21 protein-coding genes are annotated in these 21,080 nt (G+C 29.1%); 16 read left to right on the forward strand and 5 right to left on the reverse strand.

Translation table 11 applies throughout. The features are described from left to right. The first annotated feature begins 38 nt into the window (after positions 1-38). Positions 39-650, forward strand: coding sequence for a sugar O-acetyltransferase (locus JOC62_RS08865; protein WP_207758167.1), 612 nt, complete (start codon positions 39-41; stop codon positions 648-650). 69 nt (positions 651-719) lie between these two features. On the opposite strand, the gene JOC62_RS08870 is transcribed toward JOC62_RS08865, so the two are convergent. Further along, positions 720-1,184: a GreA/GreB family elongation factor gene (locus JOC62_RS08870; RefSeq protein ID WP_204594908.1), complete on the reverse strand. Its 465-nt coding sequence runs from the start codon at positions 1,182-1,184 to the stop codon at positions 720-722. 134 nt (positions 1,185-1,318) lie between these two features. On the opposite strand from JOC62_RS08870, the gene JOC62_RS08875 reads away from it, so the two are divergent. Continuing rightward, entirely contained in the window at positions 1,319-2,440 is a 1,122-nt protein-coding gene (locus JOC62_RS08875; RefSeq protein ID WP_204594909.1) for a deaminase domain-containing protein, read from the forward strand. A gap of 216 nt (positions 2,441-2,656) precedes the next feature. After that, a complete protein-coding gene (locus tag JOC62_RS08880; protein WP_204594910.1) occupies positions 2,657-3,967 on the forward strand; it encodes a M20 family metallo-hydrolase in 1,311 nt (436 codons plus the stop codon). A gap of 227 nt (positions 3,968-4,194) precedes the next feature. Here the strand turns inward: JOC62_RS08880 and JOC62_RS08885 are convergent, their stop codons facing one another. Together JOC62_RS08885 and JOC62_RS08890 are read right to left on the reverse strand one after the other, a co-directional pair. Next, positions 4,195-4,380, reverse strand: a complete 186-nt coding sequence (locus tag JOC62_RS08885) for a nucleoside/nucleotide kinase family protein (RefSeq protein WP_204594911.1) — start codon at positions 4,378-4,380, stop codon at positions 4,195-4,197. 106 nt (positions 4,381-4,486) lie between these two features. Further along, positions 4,487-5,557, reverse strand: coding sequence for a helix-turn-helix domain-containing protein (locus tag JOC62_RS08890; protein ID WP_204594912.1), 1,071 nt, complete (start codon positions 5,555-5,557; stop codon positions 4,487-4,489). A 260-nt stretch (positions 5,558-5,817) separates the two neighbouring features. On the opposite strand from JOC62_RS08890, the gene JOC62_RS08895 reads away from it, so the two are divergent. The 5 genes from JOC62_RS08895 to fucO all read left to right on the forward strand — a co-directional run bounded on the left by JOC62_RS08895 (position 5,818) and on the right by fucO (position 10,075). Further along, on the forward strand, positions 5,818-6,051 hold the full coding sequence (locus JOC62_RS08895; RefSeq protein ID WP_204594913.1) for a hypothetical protein: 234 nt from the start codon (positions 5,818-5,820) through the stop codon (positions 6,049-6,051). A 256-nt stretch (positions 6,052-6,307) separates the two neighbouring features. Then, on the forward strand, positions 6,308-7,240 hold the full coding sequence (locus JOC62_RS08900; protein ID WP_204594914.1) for an exonuclease domain-containing protein: 933 nt from the start codon (positions 6,308-6,310) through the stop codon (positions 7,238-7,240). Positions 7,241-7,367: 127 nt separating this feature from the next. Continuing rightward, positions 7,368-7,913 (forward strand): nitroreductase family protein, encoded by a 546-nt coding sequence (locus JOC62_RS08905; protein WP_204594915.1) that lies wholly within the window; start codon positions 7,368-7,370, stop codon positions 7,911-7,913. Between the two features lie 93 nt (positions 7,914-8,006). After that, positions 8,007-8,795 (forward strand): hypothetical protein, encoded by a 789-nt coding sequence (locus JOC62_RS08910; protein ID WP_204594916.1) that lies wholly within the window; start codon positions 8,007-8,009, stop codon positions 8,793-8,795. 131 nt (positions 8,796-8,926) lie between these two features. Further along, on the forward strand, positions 8,927-10,075 hold the full coding sequence (fucO, locus tag JOC62_RS08915) for a lactaldehyde reductase (protein ID WP_204594917.1): 1,149 nt from the start codon (positions 8,927-8,929) through the stop codon (positions 10,073-10,075). Between the two features lie 120 nt (positions 10,076-10,195). Here fucO and JOC62_RS08920 read toward each other — a convergent pair whose 3' ends face one another. Next, complete coding sequence (locus JOC62_RS08920; RefSeq protein WP_204594918.1) at positions 10,196-11,062, reverse strand: AraC family transcriptional regulator; 867 nt, start codon at positions 11,060-11,062, stop codon at positions 10,196-10,198. Positions 11,063-11,235: 173 nt separating this feature from the next. Between JOC62_RS08920 and JOC62_RS08925 the strand changes: the two genes are divergently transcribed. The 5 genes from JOC62_RS08925 to fucP are packed head-to-tail and all read left to right on the forward strand — an operon-like array spanning position 11,236 to position 17,074. After that, a complete protein-coding gene (locus tag JOC62_RS08925) occupies positions 11,236-13,029 on the forward strand; it encodes an L-fucose isomerase (protein WP_204594919.1) in 1,794 nt (597 codons plus the stop codon). A gap of 20 nt (positions 13,030-13,049) precedes the next feature. Next, positions 13,050-14,552, forward strand: coding sequence for a rhamnulokinase (locus JOC62_RS08930; RefSeq protein WP_204594920.1), 1,503 nt, complete (start codon positions 13,050-13,052; stop codon positions 14,550-14,552). Then, entirely contained in the window at positions 14,546-14,989 is a 444-nt protein-coding gene (locus JOC62_RS08935; protein WP_204594921.1) for an RbsD/FucU family protein, read from the forward strand. The genes JOC62_RS08930 and JOC62_RS08935 overlap by 7 nt, the downstream gene beginning before the upstream one ends. Before the next feature lie 46 nt (positions 14,990-15,035). Next, entirely contained in the window at positions 15,036-15,719 is a 684-nt protein-coding gene (locus JOC62_RS08940; protein ID WP_204594939.1) for a class II aldolase/adducin family protein, read from the forward strand. Positions 15,720-15,754: 35 nt separating this feature from the next. Then, complete coding sequence (gene fucP / locus JOC62_RS08945; RefSeq protein WP_204594922.1) at positions 15,755-17,074, forward strand: L-fucose:H+ symporter permease; 1,320 nt, start codon at positions 15,755-15,757, stop codon at positions 17,072-17,074. Positions 17,075-17,262: 188 nt separating this feature from the next. Here fucP and JOC62_RS08950 read toward each other — a convergent pair whose 3' ends face one another. Then, entirely contained in the window at positions 17,263-17,994 is a 732-nt protein-coding gene (locus tag JOC62_RS08950; RefSeq protein WP_204594940.1) for a GntR family transcriptional regulator, read from the reverse strand. Positions 17,995-18,226: 232 nt separating this feature from the next. Between JOC62_RS08950 and udp the strand changes: the two genes are divergently transcribed. The 3 genes from udp (at position 18,227) to JOC62_RS08965 (ending at position 21,078) form a co-directional block, all read left to right on the forward strand. Then, entirely contained in the window at positions 18,227-19,012 is a 786-nt protein-coding gene (gene udp, locus JOC62_RS08955) for a uridine phosphorylase (protein ID WP_204594923.1), read from the forward strand. A gap of 32 nt (positions 19,013-19,044) precedes the next feature. Continuing rightward, complete coding sequence (locus JOC62_RS08960; protein ID WP_204594924.1) at positions 19,045-20,235, forward strand: phosphopentomutase; 1,191 nt, start codon at positions 19,045-19,047, stop codon at positions 20,233-20,235. Between the two features lie 150 nt (positions 20,236-20,385). Further along, positions 20,386-21,078 carry a response regulator transcription factor gene (locus JOC62_RS08965; protein WP_204594925.1) on the forward strand — a complete coding sequence of 231 codons (693 nt, stop codon included), beginning with the start codon at positions 20,386-20,388 and terminating at the stop codon, positions 21,076-21,078. Positions 21,079-21,080 lie beyond the last annotated feature (2 nt).

Genomic DNA, 21,080 nt, shown 5'->3' on the forward strand with positions numbered 1-21,080 from the left:
TTTATAATGTAATTATAAATTGAAAAGGAGTTAGAATTATGACAGAAAAAGAAAAAATGTTATCGGGAAATTTATATATGGCTAATGATGAGGAACTTAGAAGAGACAATAAAAAATCAAGAATGCTTACTAGATTATTCAATAATTCTACAGAGGAGCAAATTCCGTATAGAAAAGAGTTGTTAAAAGAATTATTTGAGAAAACAGGAGAGAACTTATATATTGAACCACCATTTAGGTGTGATTATGGATGCCACATTTCTGTTGGGAATAATTTTTATGCAAATTATGATTGTATTATTGTTGATGTGTGTAAAGTGGAAATAGGAGAGAATGTATTGTTTGGACCTAGAGTAGGTATATATACAGCAGGTCATCCAATAGATGCTGAAATTAGAGATACAGGATTGGAATTTGGTAAGCCAGTAAAAATAGGAAATAGTGTATGGGTTGGAGGAAGTACAGTAATTAATCCAGGAGTTACAATTGGAAATAACGTTGTTATAGGTTCAGGATCAGTAGTAACAAAAGATATTCCAGATAACGTAGTAGCTGTAGGAAATCCATGTAGAGTTTTAAGGACTATCACTGATGAAGATAAGGCTTATTGGGAGATTAAAAAAGAAGAATATTATAATACTAAAGGGTAAAAATATTTGAAATTATATTTAAAATAATAAAAAAGCATTCATAGTTAAATCTATGGATGCTTTTTTTATTTATAATATTTCTAATATTTCTACAGTGTAAGTATATTCAGGTGCATTAACTGTAACTATATCTCCAACTTTGTGGCCAGATAGTGCTTTCCCTAAATCAGATTCCACACTTATAAGCATATTTTCTGGGTCTAAATCCATTGTAGTTACTAGAGTTACTGTAACTTCATCATCATCTTCTACAAATTTAATTCTAGCTTTACTATTGATACCTAAGACTGATTTATCTAAACTTGCATCATCTACTACTGTTGCAGTTGAAATCATAGTTAATAAATACTGAATTCTATTATCATTTTCTCTATAATTTGCACAAGCTTCTTTATATTCCGCATTTTCTGATCTATCACCATGTGCAGCAGCAATTAATTTTTCTTTTGCGATTTCAGCTCTTTTAACTGTCATTCTATATTCTAATTCTTCTCTTAATTTTTTTACATTTTCTTCTGTTAGTTGATTATTCATAAAAACTAACCCTCCCCTGAAATATATTATGTTAATATTATATAATATATAAAAGAAATTGAAAGGGACTTATGGTCTTTAATAATATATATTGAATTATTTTTCAATATGGACTCCAAGAATAAGAGGTAAATATGACTTTAAAGAAGAGAAAAAAAGAACGAATAAAAATTAATAATGTAAATGAATTTAAGAATGCACTAAAAAAAGAAGGATATAAAATAGATGAATTAGATGAAGAAAAATTCAAAGAACAAATTACTAAAATTTTCAAAGTAGATAGTAGTGTAATAGAGAAGTTATATAAATGCATAAAGGATACTGAGATTACTTATAGAGCAAATGATATTAATGATTTTATTGACTATATAGAAAAAATCATGATATTTGAAAATGAACATAATAAATTATGTGAAAAAATAAGTAAAATAAAAAGATTAAGTATAGATAGAATTGAATATGAACGAGAGCCAAGTTCACAAGATAATGTTGAAGATATTATAAAGGACATAGAAAAAATAAAAAAACTTATATCTGTAAAAATAAGTGAAGAAGAGAAAGCAAAGCTTGAAAGTTTAGAAAAGGAATTAAATAATGATTATCTTTATGCAAAGGATATTGAATTTCTAAAGAAAATGGTTCTTATTAGAAAAGAAGAGGTAAAAGAAAAATATAATGCTGAAACTAGAGTTAAAACAATATTAATAGAAATACCCAATGAAATAAATTATCACTATATGAAAGTGAAGAAGGGAACTGTAGAATATCATCAGCATTTAACAAGTAACATACCAAGAATGAAACGCTTAATAAAGAATATACATAAATATATTAAGGTCTCCGAAAAAGAAAAAAACACATTTAAAATAGATCAAAGCAAAGCATTACAAGATTCTATAAATATAGCAGTAGCAACATATAATAATAAGGAATTTAAAGCAATAAGCGGTAGTAATGATGTAAAAGGTTATTGTACGGCACCTTTATTAAAAGAAGCAAGCTTTAAAAGTATGAAAGTTAATAAATTAGGTAGATTAGGAACAGGATATAATCGAGTTAACGATAGTGAAAAAAAGATACTTGAAGAAATAGATAAACAAATAGAAGGAAAAATACTTAAGAATGAAGGAAATCTTATTTTGTATAGTAAATGGGAACCTTGTCCAAGTTGTTATTTTGTAATTAGTCAGTTTTGCAAAAAATATCCAAATATAAAAGTACAGGTGAAATATAGTAAAAGGTACGGTGAACAATAGGTAGTCATAAATTTATAGTAACTAAATATTAGGGAAAGCTTACTTGGTATTTAACTATAGTAGTGTAAATATGTTGCTTTATATTTAAAATTTTATTTTCATATAAATAGGAAAGTTTACAGATGAATAAACGTATACTCATTATGAGATTAATATATAGACTTTAATTTGCAAAAATCAAATAAAGGATTTAATGCAGACTAAGGAGTGCTTTGAATGTATGAGTTTATAGAAAAATTAGTTGATGATATAAAAGATAAGATAATTGGATACAGAAGAGATTTTCACAAATATCCGGAGTTTGCATGGACAGAATTTAGAACAGCTTCCTTGATTGCAAAAGTATTAATAGATAATGGGTATAAGGTTAAAGTAGGAAAAGAAGTTATAAATGATAAATATAGAATGAATATTCCATCTAAAGAAGAGTTAGATAAAAGTTATAAAAGAGCAATAAATCAAGGTGCATATGAAGATATATGCAAGCTAATGCGTGGTGGATATACGGCAGTAGTAGGAATTTTAGAAAATGGAAATGATCCATCTATATCATTAAGGTTTGATATGGATGGAGTTAGAATAAAAGAAAGTGAAGATTATAGTCACATACCTTTTAAAAATAGATTTTCATCTAATAATGATGGGATAATGCATGCTTGTGGTCATGACGGACATATAGCTATAGGACTTGGAGTTGCAGAGACTATTATAAAGATGAAAAAATATTTTAAGGGCACAATAAAACTTATATTTCAACCAGCCGAAGAGGGTGTAAGTGGAGCTAGAGCAATATCAGAATCAAATTTGTTAGATGATGTAGATTATATAATTAGTGGGCATATAGGAATAAAGGCAAGAAAATCAGGAGAAATAATATGTGGGACAGATGGATTCCTAGCAACATCTAAGATCAATGCTGAATTTAAAGGTAAATCATCTCATGCAGGAGTAGCTCCAGAAAAGGGACATAATGCACTTTTATCAGCAGCAACAGCAGTTTTGAACTTAGATGCTATACCAAGAAATGGTGAGGGCGATACAAGAATAAATGTTGGAAAGTTAATAGCTGGAAGTGGAAGAAATGTAATTCCAGGAAGAGCATTTATGGAAATAGAGACTAGAGGAGAGACAACTGAATTAAATAGATATATGGAAAATTATGCAGAAAGAATATTAATGGCTTCAGCAGAAATGCATGACACACATGTTAATATAAAATGTGTAGGAAAATCTATAAGTGCAAGTAGTGATGATGAGTTAATAAAACTAATTAAGAATGTTGCAAATAGTATAAAAGAATATACTATTATAAGGGAAAAAGATAGTTTTGGAGCTAGTGAAGATGTTTGTTATATGATGAATAAGGTACAAGCTAATGGAGGAAAGGCATCATATATTATGTTTGGTAGTGATTTAAAAGCTGAACATCATTCACCTATGTTTGATTTTAATGAGGAGGATATGCTAGGTGCGGTGAAGCTTTATAGTGAACTTATATTAAAAATAGCTGCGAATAGAGAGTTTTAATTTAAGTAATATTTAAATTAAACGTAAAAATATTTAAAAAGGGAAATAATAAGAAGTTAAATTGACTAATAATATAATTAATATATATATTAAATTATGAATTGATTTTTACCTCTTAACTAAAATAATGTAGCATTATTTTAGTTAAGAGATTTTAATAATTTAGATTTAAAAAGTCTAATTTTAAAACGGATTAATTATTCAATAAAGAATCATCAAAAAGAAAATTATAATTTAGTACATGAATCTTTTATTAATTGAGTAATTGCCTTAATAGACATATCTGATATATTAGAGCTATTTAAAATTAAATCCGCTTTCCATTTAGTGGGTTCAACATATTCATCATGTCTATAACGAACCATATCTAAGTAAACATTTGAAATTTCATCAAATGTAAGTCCCCATTCCATATTTCTTTTAAGGCGTCTTACTATTCTTTCATCAGGTCGACAATCTATAAATTGAAGTTTATTCCTTTAAAATATAAATAAAAATAAGTATTATAGGATACTATATTTATTCTTTAATTCTTTTTATGATTTCTTGAAATTCAGTATTTTCTTTTATCTTATCAAATGTCTTATTACCTTCTAAAAGAGTAGTTATAGTTTCTTTTAAATACTCTTTAGAGATAGTCTTTTTGCTAATCTCTAAGGTATCAAAAAATATATTATTTGATAAATCTTCATAAATATTTTCTAATCTACATTTTATAAGAGGTTCAGATTTCTTTAATGCTTCTATGGATTCTTTTTCGCAACCATTACGAGCATATGCTTCAGCTAGTGTTATATAAGCTGCCATTCCATTATTTGGGGAGTCAAACAAATTATGAAGCTTTATTAGAGCTTCTAATAATTTTATTGATTTGTCAAATTCTTTATTTTTTTCTGCAATACGAGCTAAAGATAATAAATTCATACCACAGTTTCCTAAGTTTTTAATAAGCATTTCTTGATACATTTTCTTTGATTTTTCAATTTCTCCTTTATTATAGTAAATAGTAGCAATTAATAGATTAGTATCTGTAGATTCAGATGGTAACTTTTGTGCAGTTTCTAAAGCTTTATCATTATCCTGCAGCATTATATAATAACTTGTTAAACTTAAAAGAGCTGATTTTGATATTTCTATATCTTCACATACGGAAGCTTCTTTAGTTAGTTCCATAACTCTGTCCATTAGAGAGTTTTGACTTTCTTCTGTAGTTATAAGGGGAAGCTGAGTAAAATATAAACTTGCTATTTTAAGCTTTAAACCTAAATCATTTGGGTATTCTTTTAAGTATTTTTCACAATCTTCATAAGCTTCCTTATAATCTTTACTTGTAAAATTATTTGAGCATATTGATAAAATTTCTTCTATGTCTTTATCTGTTAGCTTTTCTTTAAATTCTAATAATCCATCAATTGTAGTATCAAGCAGACGAGCGATTGGAGAGAGTAATGTAATATCAGGATAAGCGTATCCATTTTCCCATTTTGATACTGCTGGCTTTGATACACCTACTGCTTCGGCAAGCTGTTCTTGAGTTAGACCTTTTATTCTTCTTAATTTTTGTATGACTTTTCCAACATTTAAAATCATAAGTTTTACTCCTTTATTTTGTAATAAGAAAGCTTTCTAAGTAAAGTATATCCAGTAATTAAAAATATTACAATTGAATAGAAGTTAATCTAAATTATTAAAAAGTAAACTAATAGTAAACTAAATACATTAGAGAATATAATAAGTAATTTTGGTTACCTAAAAGTAACTTATTGTTATATCTCAATAATAATGGTATATTAATTCCATATAAAATAATATTTAAAAATATTATAAGGGAGTATAGGGGTAACAAATTTATGAAGTTAAGTAAAGTTAGTAATTATATTTCTAATATAGCCATTGTTGTAGCTATATATGCTGGGTATAAAGTATTTCAAAGTCGTATGCATTTACCACAAGGAGCATGTCCAGTAGAGGATAATAGACCATTATTATATTTATCTGTAGCAGTTTTGATCTTATCAATAATATTGTCATTTATCTCAGATAAGTTTGAAGCTAAGAATAGAAAAGAAATAGATAATAATTAGTTTATAAAGATACATTTCTATTGTAGAAAGTAATAAAATTAAATTTAAATAGTATATAATATAATTAATACTATATTAGTTAAAAGTTGTATTGAGAGATATTGTTTCTCAATACAACTTTTTATTTATATTAAATTTACTAAATAATAATTTTTAAATATTAGATTATCATAGTATAATTATTTTTTTAATATAATATTGTTTAAATTATAAGATATATAAATATAATCAATTATTTAATAATGGAGGAAGATAGATGAATTTTGTTGCTATAGATTTTGAGACTGCAAATGAAAAGAGGAATAGTCCTTGCTCTATAGGTATTGTTGTAGTAAAGAATGGAGAAATTATTGAAAGAATACATCATTTAATAAAGCCAAAGGAAATGAGGTTTATGCCAATAAATATAGGTATACATGGTATAAGACCTAAAATGGTTGAAAATGAATTAGAATTTAATGAGGTATGGGAAAAAATTAAACATCATTTTGATGAAAGTTTAGTAATAGCTCATAATGCTGGATTTGATATATCTGTTTTAAGAAATACCTTAGAACTTTATGGAATTGAAGCACCAACTTTTAATTATATATGTACAATGAAACTTGCAAAGAATTTCTACACAGAGCTTAATAATGTAAGATTAAACACAGTAAATAATTTTTTAGGATATAAGTTTAAGCACCATGATGCTTTAGCAGATGCTCTTGCATGTAGCAATATACTACTTAATATTTCAGAGGAATTAGATACTAAAGATGTTAATGAGATATCTAAATCTTTAGGGGTAACTCTTGGAGTAGTTAATAGTGATGGGTATAAGCCTTCTTCAAGTAGAGGAAGAATATTAATAACATCAAGAAGAGATCCATCAATAGATAGTAATAATCCATTTGAATGTTTAGATAGTAATGCATTTAGAGATGAGGTTGTAGTATTTACAGGAGGATTATCTTCTATGACAAGAGATGAAGCTATGATGTTAGTTAGAAAACTTGGAGGATGCACAGGAAGTTCGGTAACTAAGAAAACAACATGCTTAGTAACAAATACAAAAAATATAGAAGAATTAGATAGGTGTGAAATGAGCAATAAGCTTAAAAGAGCATCAAATTTAAGAGATAAAGGTCAGAAGATAAAATTCTTAGATGAAGAGAGATTTTTAGATATGATAAAAAAAGCTAATTAGGATTAGTAGATTAGCTAAGTGATGTTTTAAGGGAATATAAATTTTCTAAATAGCTATATATGAAAATAGATAATATAATAAAAAGAAATGATATAGATATAAAGAAATGTATAGGGAGTTATGGTATATGGACTTTTTTAATCTTATAAATAAAAGGGAAAGTGTCAGAGGATACTTAGAAAAAGAAGTTGAGAGAGAAAAGATTATAAAAATTATTGAGGCTGCTAGATTAGCACCATCAGCTTGTAATGCACAACCTTGGAAATTTGTTGTCGTTGATGATAAAGAAATCACAAAGGAAATTGCAAATACTTTATATGAACCAATGATTGGTTTAAATAAATTTGCACTTAATACGCCAGTATTTATTGTTGTTGTAGGTGAAAAACGTAATTTAACATCTAAGATGGGAGAACTTATTAAGAAGAAAGATTATACATCTATAGATATAGGTATTGCTTCAGAACATATTTGCTTAGCTGCAACTGAACTAGGACTTGGTACCTGTATGATGGGATGGTTTAAAGAAAAAGCAATAAAGAGGTTATTGAATATAAATATAAATAAAGAAATACATCTTGTTATATCTTTAGGATATTATGAGGATAAAAAGCCAAGAAATAAGGTAAGAAAACCAATTGATGATATTCTTTCCTTTAATGAATATAAGTAAAAAAATGCATGCTAATTAAAGCATGCAATTTTTTTATAATTAACTTTTCTAAAATACACATACTATTTATATAAAATATTTAGGAGAAGTATTATGAGAAAGATATTATTACCACAGAAAGCAAAGGTAACTCCAAAGGAAGTATTAGAAGAAATTAGTAAGTTTGACCATATTAATAAAAGTCCATATAGTTCAAGTTATTATAATGTTCCAAATGTTAATTGGGAGTATAAGCCCGAAGGAAGTCTTAGGATATCAGATCATTGGAATTTCATGTCTCATGGGGAGAAACATTGTATTTTAGAAGTTACAGAAGAGAAAGTAGAGAATAATTGGATTCTAGCAAAGTATATAGAGGGAAGGTATCATATATTAAAAGAGCTTGGAGAAAATGTTCCAGGTTATAGGTTTATGGAGATAAATAAAAATGAATTAGAGCTACTTAAGGATTTGTATGATTTAGGTGGCTTAGTTAGTTCAAAAGAATGGCATAAGATACATAAAGAAAAAATCTATATGATAAAAGAAACTCATATAAAGAATAGAAAGAAAGTATTAAAGGATATTCCCCATGATAAATTAAAGGAATTTAAAGATAAAAATAAAAAGGTTAAGAAGATAGTTTATATTAGAGAATGTGATTTATATAATATAAAATTAGCACTAGCTTTATATGAAATAAGTAAAGAATTAGATGAGTTATGTAAGACTAAAGAAGGAACTAGTAAACTAATAAATACTTACAAAGGTTATAGATTTAATGACGGTAAAGTCGAATCCTTTGAAGAGAAGTATGTTTTAGTATTAGATAATAAAATAGCTGTTGATTTTAGTAAGGAATACTTAGAAAAGATATGTAAAGTTACTGATAAAAATGAATAATAATATATAAAAGATTTTTAGCTTATAAATAAAAGTGAAAATTATTATATTTTTATGCTACTATCTTCCTAGTAATAAGAACTTCATAAAATTACAATATACTTATATTACATTAAAAAGGGGAGAATAGCATGGTTAATAGAATTGTATTAAATGAAGTTTCTTATCATGGAGCTGGAGCTATAAAGGAAATTGTAACTGAAGTAAAAAGAAGAGGATTTAAGAAAGCTTTTTTATGTTCTGATCCAGATTTAATTAAATTTGGAGTAACAGGAAAAGTTACTGATATATTAGATGAGGCTGAGCTTGGTTATGAATTATATTCTAATATTAAACCTAATCCAACAATTGAAAATGTACAAATTGGTGTAGAAAATTATAAAGATTCAGGTGCAGATTATATAATTGCTGTTGGTGGAGGATCATCAATGGATACAGCAAAAGCAATAGGTATTATTATTAATAATCCAGAATTTGAAGATGTTATAAGCTTAGAAGGAGTAGCTCCAACTAAAAATAAATCTGTACCAATTATAGCTGTTCCAACAACGGCAGGTACAGCGGCAGAAGTTACTATTAACTATGTTATTACAGATACTGAGAAGAATAGAAAATTTGTTTGTGTAGATACACATGATATTCCAATAGTAGCAGTTATTGATCCTGAAATGATGGCAAGTATGCCAAAAGGTCTTACAGCTGCTACAGGGATGGATGCTTTAACTCATGCAATAGAAGGCTTTACAACATTAGCAGCATGGGAAATGACGGATATGTTCCATTTAAAAGCTATTGAATTAATTTCAAAAAGCTTAAGAGGAGCAGTTGAAAATACAACAGAGGGAAGAGAAGGAATGGCTCTTGGCCAATATATTGCAGGTATGGGATTCTCCAATGTAGGACTTGGAATTGTTCATTCTATGGCACATTCATTAGGTGCAGTTTATGATACACCTCATGGAGTTGCAAACGCAATTATTCTTCCAACTGTTATGGAATATAATGCAGATAAAACAGGTGATAAATATAGATATATTGCAGCGGCTATGGGCGTTGAAAATACAGAGAGTATGAGTGTTGAAGAGTACAGAAAGGCAGCTATAGATGCAGTTGAAAAGCTTTCTAATGATGTTGGTATACCATCTAACTTAACAGATATAGTAAAGGAAGATGATATTCAATTTTTAGCAGAGTCTGCATACTTAGATGCATGTAGACCTGGTAATCCAAAGGAAACATCAGTAGAAGATATAATAAAATTATATCAATCATTAATTTAACTAAAATATATTAATATAAAATATACAAAAATGAGCTACAGTATAAATCCCTATGATTTATTGTAGCTCATTTTTATATTTACTAATATTTAAATAAACTTATAAATTAAAATAAGTGCCCTATATAACATTAAGTGAATATGCTTTCAAATACTGTTTTGGAGTTACATTTTTATATTTTTTAAAAGTTTTAATAAAATAACTTACATCATTAAAGCCACAATTAAAAGCAATTTCTGTAACGGGTAAGTCAGTAGTTATAAGTTGTTCCGAGGCACTTTCAATTCGGTAGTAGTTTAGATACTCAATTGGAGTTTTATTAGTCATCTCATGAAAAAATCGACAAAAATATTTTGGAGTCATTCCAGCAGCTCTAGATAAATCTTCAAGGGAAATAGGGTTAGAATATTCATTTTCAATTATAGATAAGACTTTTTTAAACTGTAGAATTTTTTGCTGATTTCTTTTAGTATTTTTATTCTTATTTATATATAACTCATGCTTTAATATAATGCCTAATAAGTGATACAAAGACCCTTGTGTAACAAATTCATATCCAGCATTTTTTATCTGCATAGAATCAAATAGATTATTACAACATGTCTTTAATTCTGCAATATCAGTAGGAAGCTTAGGTTCAATTACTTTGTTGTGATTTATAATGTTTTGTATTTGCTTTGTGCAAGCATGATTTTGTTTTAATAGTAATTTCATATCAAATACAATACAGTCATATATACAGTCTTTTGGTGTTCCACCGTGAAATATTCCGTCATGAATGAAAAGAATATCACCTTTTTTAGCTAATATTTTTTCCTCGTTAATTATTATAAGCATATCGCCTTCTAAGATTCTTATGATTTCACATTCAGTGTGCCAATGATAGGGCATGTTGTATCTAGGATGATTTGGTGTTACGTGATAAAGCTCTATAGGAAAATCGAAAGTGCCATGTTGTTTATTTTCTTTATAATCAAAATACTTCATAGGAAAACCTCCAATTTAAGATTTAAATGAAAAAGTGAATATAATTATATTTTTTGACTATTATAGCACAAGAAAACGTTTAACGAAAGAATTATAATGAATTTAACAACAAAAATACTAAAAAATGTAAATTAAAAGAATTTAAATATAAGAATATTTAGGGAGGAGTTATTATGGCAAAAAGTAGATTAGTAGGAGAGTATCCTGTAATTGGAATAAGACCAACAATAGATGGAAGAAGAGGAGTAATTGATGTAAGAGGTTCTCTTGAAGAACAAACAATGAATATGGCAAAGTCAGCTGCAAAACTTTTAGAAGAGAATTTAAAATATTCAAATGGAGAAAAGGTAAAGGTTGTTATAGCTGATACTACAATAGGAAGAGTACCAGAAGCGGCAGCTTGTGCAGATAAATTTAGACGAGAAGGTGTAGATATAACTCTTACAGTTACTCCATGTTGGTGCTATGGTGCAGAAACAATGGATATGGATCCAATGACTATAAAAGGAGTATGGGGATTTAATGGAACTGAAAGACCAGGAGCTGTTTATTTAGCATCTGTTCTAGCAACTCATGCACAAAAAGGACTTCCTGCATTCGGAATATATGGACATGATGTTCAAGATGCGGATAACACAGAAATACCTGAAGATGTAAAAGAAAAGTTATTAAGATTTGGTAGAGCGGCAGTTGCAGCAGCTTCTATGAGAGGAAAATCTTATCTTCAAATAGGTTCTATATGTATGGGAATAGGTGGTTCTATTATAGATCCTAATTTTATAGAAGAATATTTAGGAATGAGAGTAGAATCAGTTGATGAAGTAGAAATAATAAGAAGAATGACTGAAGGAATATATGATGAAGAAGAATTTAAAAGAGCTTTAAAATGGACTAAGGAAAGGTGTATAGAAGGCTTTGATAAAAATCCTGAAAGTGTTCAAAAGACAAGAGAAGAAAAGGACTCTGATTGGGAGTTTGTTGTTAAGATGATGTGCATTATAAAAGATTTAATGAATGGAAATGAGAATTTACCTAAAGGATGCGAAGAAGAAATACTTGGACATAATGCAATAGCAGCTGGATTCCAAGGTCAAAGACAATGGACTGATTTTTATCCAAACTGTGATTTCCCAGAAGCGCTACTAAATACTTCATTTGATTGGGATGGAGCTAGGGAACCTTATATATTAGCTACTGAAAATGATGTATTAAACGGAATAGGAATGCTATTTAATAAATTGCTTACAAATAAGGCTCAAATATTTGCTGACGTTCGTACTTATTGGAGCCCAGATGCAGTGAAGAAAGCTACTGGATATGATTTAGAAGGTGTAGCAAAGGAATCAGATGGATTCATACACTTAATAAATTCAGGAGCAGCTTGCTTAGACGCGTGCGGACAAGCTAAAGATGCTGATGGAAATGGAACAATGAAAGCATGGTATGACATAACAGAAAATGATCAAGAAGAAATTATAAAAGCAACTACTTGGAATGCTGCTGACAATGGATACTTTAGAGGTGGAGGATACTCTTCAAGATTCTTAACAGAAGCTGAAATGCCAGTAACAATGATGCGCTTAAATCTTGTAAAGGGACTTGGACCAGTTGTTCAGTTAGTTGAGGGGTATACGGTAAAACTTCCAGATGAAGTATCAGATAAGTTATGGAAGAGAACAGATTATACTTGGCCTTGTACTTGGTTTGCTCCAAGACTTACTGGTAAAGGTGCATTTACATCAGCTTATGATGTAATGAATAACTGGGGTGCTAATCATGGTGCTATAAGTCATGGACATATAGGTGCAGATATAATAACTCTATGTTCAATGTTAAGAATACCTGTAAGTATGCATAATATACCTGAGGATAAGGTATTTAGACCAGCAGCTTGGAGTGCATTTGGAATGGATAAAGAAGGACAAGATTATAGAGCTTGCAAAGCTTATGGACCAATGTATAAATAAAAAAATTAGTAGGTGATACTATGGATAATAAAAGTATAGAGAAGAAAGTATTAGCTTTTGATTTTGGTGCATCTAGCGGAAGGGCAATGCTTGGAACTTTTAATGGGAATAAAATAGATATTAAAGAAATTCATAGATTTTCAAATGACCCAGTTACTTTAAATGGGACTATGTACTGGGATGTTTTAAGACTATTTTTTGAAATAAAGCAGAGTCTTATAAAGGCTAAAAGGTTTGGAAGAATTGATAGTATTGGGATAGATACATGGGGAGTTGATTTTGCTCTTTTAGATGAGTTTGGTCAATTACTTGAAAATCCAATTCACTATAGAGATAAAAGAACAACTGGAATGATAGAGAAAAGTTTTGAGAAAATATCAAAGGATGAATTTTATAATATAACTGGTAATCAATTTATGGAGATAAATACGGTATTTCAACTATTAGCATTAAAGGAAAAAAGATCACATCTGCTTGAAAAGGCGGATGTGATGCTCCTAATGCCTGATCTATTTAATTATTTATTAACAGGTAAAAAGGTTACGGAAAATTCTATAGCATCAACAACTCAGTTATTTAATGCTAAAAATAGAGCTTGGTCAGATAAAGTAATAGAAACTTTAGGGCTTCCTAGAAGAATATTTACAAAAATAGTACCAAGTGGAACGATAATAGGTAATGTATCAGAGGAGATAAGTGAGGAGCTTAAAATAGATATGTGTGATGTTATTGCGGTAGCAGGGCATGATACACAAAGTGCATTAGTTTCTGTTCCAACTACAGAAAAAGATTTTGTATTTTTAAGTTGTGGAACATGGTCTTTACTTGGGACTGAGATTGATGAACCAATTATTAATGAAAAATCAAATAATTATAATATTACAAATGAGGGAGCGTATGGAGATAAAGCTTCCTTCTTAAAAAATATTATTGGCTTGTGGCTTATACAAGAAAGTAGAAGACAATGGGAGAGAGAAGGCAGAGAATATGAATTCTCACAATTAGAAGAGATGGCAAAAGAGGCCAAACCATTTAAATGTTTTATAGATCCAGATGATACTGTATTTGTACAAACTGGTGATATTCCAAGTAGAATCAAAGATTATTGCGTAAAAACTAATCAAGAAGTTCCGCAAAGTGAAGGTGAGATTGTTAGGTGTATAAATGAAAGTTTAGCAATGAAATATAGATATTCTTTAGAAGAAATAAAAGAGTGTACTAATAAAGATTATTCAGTTATTTATATGGTAGGTGGAGGTATTCAAAGTAAACTTTTATGTCAAATGACAGCAAGTGCATGTAATTGTAAAGTTTCCGCAGGTCCTATTGAAGCCACAGTACTAGGAAATATAGCAATACAGTTAATAGCTACAAAGCAAATAGAGAATTTATATAAAGCTCGTGAAGTTATAAAAAATTCTCAAGATATAAATCAGTATTATCCTAATGATTTTGATTTATGGAATAGAGCATATGAAAGATTTAAAGATGTGATCAAATATAAGGAGGTAGTTAAATGCTAAAGGGCGTACCACAAATTTTATCCCCAAATCTTCTTAAAGTGTTGTGTGAAATGGGACATAGCGATCAAATAGTAATAGCAGATGGTAACTTTCCTACTGAAAGTATGGGAAAAGATTGTATAGTAATTCGTTGCGATGGTCATGGAATACCAGAATTACTAGATGCAATATTAAAGGTATTTCCACTTGATACTTATGTAGAGAAACCAGTGAACTTAATGAAAGTTATGGTTGGAGATACTGTTTTAACACCAATTTGGGATGATTATAAAAAGATTATTAGTAAATATGATAATCGTGGAGAAGAGACAGTAGGAACTATAGAAAGATTTAAATTTTATGATGAAGCTAAAAAAGCATATGCAATAATTGCAACAGGAGAAAAAGCACTATATGCAAATGTAATACTACAAAAAGGAGTAGTGACTGAAGTTTAGTTAAAGAGTAGGGGGAGAATTTATGCAAGGTGAAAATAATAATTTAATGTATATGGAAATAAGAGAGCAAATATGTGATGTATGCCACAAAATGTGGCAATTAGGGTGGGTTGCAGCAAACGATGGAAATGTAACAGTAAAATTAGATGATGGTACATTTTTAGCTACACCTACTGGAATAAGTAAAAGCTTTATAACTCCAGAAAAATTAGTTCATATTGATGCAAGTGGAGAAGTTCTTGATGGATCAGAGGGAGCGAAACCTTCTTCAGAAATAAAAATGCATTTAAGGTGTTATGAGGAAAGAGAGGATGTTTGTGCAGTTGTTCATGCACATCCACCAACTGCGACAGGATTTGCAGTTGCTCATATTGACTTGGATAGATATACAATGATCGAAACTGTAATTGCAATAGGATCTATTCCAGTTACACCATATGGTACGCCATCAACTTATGAAGTTCCAGAATCAATAGCGCCATATCTACAGGAACATGATGTTGTATTGCTTGAAAATCATGGAGCATTAGCAGTAGGATCTGATTTAATAACAGCTTATTATAGAATGGAAACATTAGAATTATATGCAAAAATAAGTTTAACAGCACATTTGTTAGGTGGAGAGAAAGAGATATCAAGAGAAAATGTTGATAGATTAATTAGTATGAGAAAAACTTATGGAGTAAGTGGAAGACATCCTGGATTCAAGCGTTATAGAAAAGAAAAATAAATATATTATCTATAAATTTGTAGGGGGAGTTCTTAATGGAAGGGAAAATAAAGAGTACCGAGAAAACTAGTATTGTGCCAAAGAAATATAGAGTACATTTCATAATGCTTATATCATGTTTTGTACTTTGGGGTCTTTTAAATAATATGACTGATAATCTTGTACCGGCTTTTGGAAGAATATTTATGCTTGAAGCAGCGGATTCTTCACTGGTTCAGGTTGCTTTTTACGGTTCATATGCAGTACTTGCATTACCAGCAGCAATGCTTATTAAGAAATATTCATATAGAAATGGTGTATTAGTAGGTCTTGGATTGTATATAATCGGAGCTATGGGATATATACCAGCTGCAATGTTACAAAACTTCAATTTATTTTTAGTATCAGTTTTCGTTTTAGCAGGTGGACTTTCTATATTAGAAACTACTTGTAATCCATATGTAATTTCATTAGGAGATGAAGAGACAAGTGTTCGTCGTCTTAACTTTGCCCAAGCATTTAATCCTATTGGTTCATTAACAGGTATTATATTAGCTAAATATTTAATATTAGGAAATTTAAATGCAGCAACTTATGAAGAACGTTTAAGTATGAGTGCAGAAGCTTTAAGTGATATACGTAATACTGAATTATTATGGGTGTGTGTACCATATGTAGGTTTAGTTGTTATAGCTATAATAATTTGGTGTTTCTTTAAGAAAAATAAAAGTTCTGAAAAGGATGATTCTGGTGAACTTAATATAATAGAATCAATAAAGAAACTTATAAAGATTCCACGTTATGCATTTGGTGTAGTTGCTCAATTCTTCTATGTTGGAGTTCAAATAGCTGTATGGACTTGGACTATAAAATATGTAATGGTTACATTAGGATTAGATGAAGCATCATCAGCTAAATACTATCTTATAGCAATAGTTTCATTTATAGTATGTCGTTGGATATGTACAGCACTTATGAAATATATAGAGCCTGCTGTAATGATGGCTATATTTGCAATCGGTGGAATACTATCTAGCTTAGGAACAATATTCTTACCAACAAATATATCAGTTTGGTGTTTAGTTGCAATATCAGCTTGTATGTCATTAATGTTCCCAACAATTTATGGTATAGCACTTGAGGGATTAGGAACAGAAGTAAAGGTTGGAGCAGCAGGTCTTATAATGGCAATCTTAGGAGGTGCAGTAATAACACCTATTATGGGAAGTTTTATTGATAGTGGGAAATTATCAAGTATAGTTCCAGCATATCAAGGTGCTGAAGCTGCTATTCGTTCAGCATTCTTTATACCTGTTATTTGTTTTGCTGTAGTACTTCTTTATTCATTATGCTTTAGAAAGAAAAAATCAGCATAGATTATTAAGTAAATATTTATATAACGTATTAATATAAAAAATATATCGATCTCTCAATACTCAAATTTTAGAGTATTAAAATAAAAGTAAAATTATTTTATAAAAAACATCTTATTTATTATAATAAAATAAGATGTTTTTTTTATTTTTATTAAATTAACTATTAAATTTATTTAGTTGGATGAAATTTATTTAGTTGGATGAAATTTAATATTAGCATACTGCATAGGTAAATAATGTTTATTAAAGGCAATAGGATATTTACTATTTTTATAAAGGCCTTCCTCAACTAAATAAAATTGCTTCTCACAAGAGATTGGATGACCTTTAGTGACAAAGTTTCCAGCTGTTGAAAATTTTATATCAACTAATGCATCAGTACATTCAGTATAAACTTTATCTTCAATAAACTTAAGAAGTTCTTCTCTATCATTTAAATCAAGATTAAAAGTAGATATAGCTTCTATTGGAATTATAGTAAATGTATAAGCGACAGTATCTTCATTACACATATACCATCTATCTATACCAACTGTTGCTACAGATTTTTTACCTAATATTTTAGTGAAATAATCTGAAGGTGGTTGTATCTTAAAATCAAACTCAATAGTATCTATTTTATGATCTAAGCATTTATAAACAACGTGTCCTATTTTTTCTAAGCCACTTTTCTTAGGTGAAATTTCTTTTGTAATATAATTTCCTTTTCCACGTATATTTTTAATTAGACCATCATCTTGAAGTAATGCTAGTGCTTGACGAAGGGTACTTCTACTTACCCCTAATGTTTTTGCAAGATCTGGTTCGGATGGTAGTCTACTATTTTTAGGGAAAGTTCCTTCATTTATCATTTTAAAAAGTTTATTATATACAGTCACATATCGTAATTCTTTTGCTGTATCAATTATATTAATATCAATATTATCCATCATAATCACCTTTCTAATAAACGGACAAGTTATATACAAGTTTAACTTTGAAAGTTCATTTATTAATATAAATTATAAGATATTTTATAAAAATAGCAAATAAAAAATATGAAAAAATATGTAAACGATTGACGGATGATAAATTATCATGGTATTATCTATATATAAAAACATACAACAAAATAGACAAGTTGTACTTGTCCTAACAATAGGAGGAATTTAAATGATTTATTCACAAGGTTCAGAAAAACAATATCATATAGATGTCGCAAAAGGTGAAGTTGGAAGATACGTAATAATGCCAGGAGATCCAAAAAGATGTGCTAAGATAGCTAAATATTTTGATAATGCAGAACTTGTTGCAGATAAGAGAGAATATGTTACATATACTGGTTATTTAGATGGAGTTAAAGTAAGTGTTACTTCAACTGGTATCGGTGGACCATCAGCTGCTATTGCATTAGAAGAATTAGTTAAATGTGGAGCAGATACATTTATAAGAGTAGGTACATGTGGTGGTATGGATCTTGATGTAAAAGGTGGAGATATAGTAGTAGCAACAGGAGCTATAAGAGCAGAAGGAACTACTAGGGAATATGTTCCAATAGAATTTCCAGCAGTTGCAAATTTAGATGTAGTAAACTCTTTAGTACAAGCGTCAAAAAATTTAAATGAAACTTATCATGCTGGAGTTGTTCAATCAAAAGATTCTTTCTATGGTCAACATTCACCAGAAACTAAGCCAATAGGATATGACTTAATTAATAAGTGGGATGCATGGGTTAAATGTGGATGTCTTGCATCTGAAATGGAAGGTGCAGCATTATTTATAGTTGGAAGTTACTTAAAGGTAAGAGTCGGAGCTGTATTCCTAGCTATAGCTAACCAAGAAAGAGAAAAAGCTGGACTTGAAAATAAGCAAGCGCATGATACTGAAGGAGCTATAAAAGTAGCAGTTGAAGGAATTAGAAATCTAATAAAATTAGACAAAGAAAAAGGACTGTTATAAAATAGCATTAAAAAGTATAAGGAGTTGTGATTATGAGTAAATATAAAAGAGTTTTTACTATAGTAATAGATTCATTAGGAATTGGAGCTATGCCTGATTCAGAAAAATATGGTGATGTAGGTGTTGATACACTTGGACATATAGCTGAATCAGTGGAAAGTTTTAATATTCCTAATCTACAAAAGATGGGTATTTCAAACTTACACAAAGTAAAACATGTAGATGAAGTTTCAAAACCATTAGGATATCAAATGAAAATGCAAGAAGCGAGTGTTGGAAAAGATACAATGACAGGCCATTGGGAAATGATGGGACTTCATATTACAAAACCTTTCCAAACATTTACTGATACAGGATTCCCAAAGGAATTATTAGATGAATTAAGTAAAAGAACTGGTCATAAAATTGTTGGAAACAAGAGTGCTAGTGGAACAGAAATACTAGATGAACTTGGTGAACATCAAATGAAAACTGGAGATATGATAGTTTATACATCAGCAGATTCAGTTCTACAAATTTGTGGTCATGAAGAAACATTTGGATTAGACGAATTATACAGATGTTGTGAAATTGCAAGAGAATTAACACTTAAAGATGAGTGGAAAGTTGGAAGAATAATTGCAAGACCATATTTAGGAAATAAAAAAGGGGAATTCAAACGTACTAGTAATAGACATGACTATGCGTTAAAGCCATATGGAAAAACTGTTCTTAATGAATTAAAGGATAATAACTTTGACGTTATTTCTGTAGGTAAGATTAAGGATATATTTGATGGTGAAGGAATTACAGAAGGACATAAATCAAAGAGTTCAGTTCATGGAATGGAACAAACATTAGAAATAATGGATAAAGACTTTAATGGATTATGTTTCGTAAACTTAGTTGATTTTGATGCTCTTTGGGGACATAGAAGAAATCCACAAGGTTATGCAGAAGAATTAGAAAAATTCGATGTTAATTTAGGTAAAGTACTAGATAAATTAAAAGAAGATGATTTATTAATAATAACTGCTGACCATGGTAATGATCCAACTTATAAAGGAACAGATCATACAAGAGAACATGTACCATTCTTAGCATACTCACCTTCAATGAAAGGCGATGGACAATTAGAAACAGCAAAAAGCTTTGCTACAATTGGAGCAACTATAGCTGATAACTTTGATCTTAAGATGCCAGAAGGAACTATAGGTGAATCTGTTTTAGAGAAAATTGTATAGTAGTATAAATAATATAGTAAAAAGTAGCTTATTTTAAGCTACTTTTTTTATTGTTGAAATTAAATGGAATCATAATATGAAAATATTATATATATGAAGTAAATATTGGTATAATTAAATGGGGCTAATAACTAAAGGGGAGATAATGTTATGAATTATAAAATATATATTGTAGAAGATGACGTATCAATAAGCCTTTTATTAAAAGAGTATATTAGTAAATATGGTTTTTATGTAAAAGTAGCTAATGACTTTGAAGATATAATTAATGAATTTAATGAGTTTAATCCTGATCTTGTATTATTAGATGTTAATCTTCCTAAATATGATGGATTCTATTGGTGTAGAAAAATAAGACAATATTCTAAGATACCTATAATTTTCATATCAGCTAGAGATAGTGGTATGGATCAAGTTATGGCTCTTGAAAGTGGTGGAGATGATTATATAACAAAGCCATTTTATTATGAAGTTGTTATGGCAAAAATAAAAAGTCAAATAAGAAGGGCATTTGGAGATTATGCAACAAAAATTAATGAAAGAATAGTGGAGCTAGATGGACTTAAGTTTTATAAGGATAGATCTGAGTTAGAGTTTAATCATAAAGTCTTAATAATTACTAAAAAGGAAGGAATATTATTAGAGTATCTTATAAAGAGGTATCCTAAAGTAGTAAGTAGAGATTTTCTTTTAGAGAAGATATGGGACGATATTGAGTTTGTAGAAGAGAATACTTTAAATGTTAATGTAAGCAGAATAAGAAAAAGGCTTAAAGAACTTGGAATAGAAAATGGTGTAGAAACTGTAAGAGGATTAGGATATAAATTGAATAAAACATGGTAAGG

It is taken from the genome of Clostridium sardiniense (assembly GCF_016907995.1).
In the GTDB taxonomy this organism is placed as follows: Bacteria; Bacillota; Clostridia; order Clostridiales; family Clostridiaceae; genus Clostridium; species Clostridium sardiniense.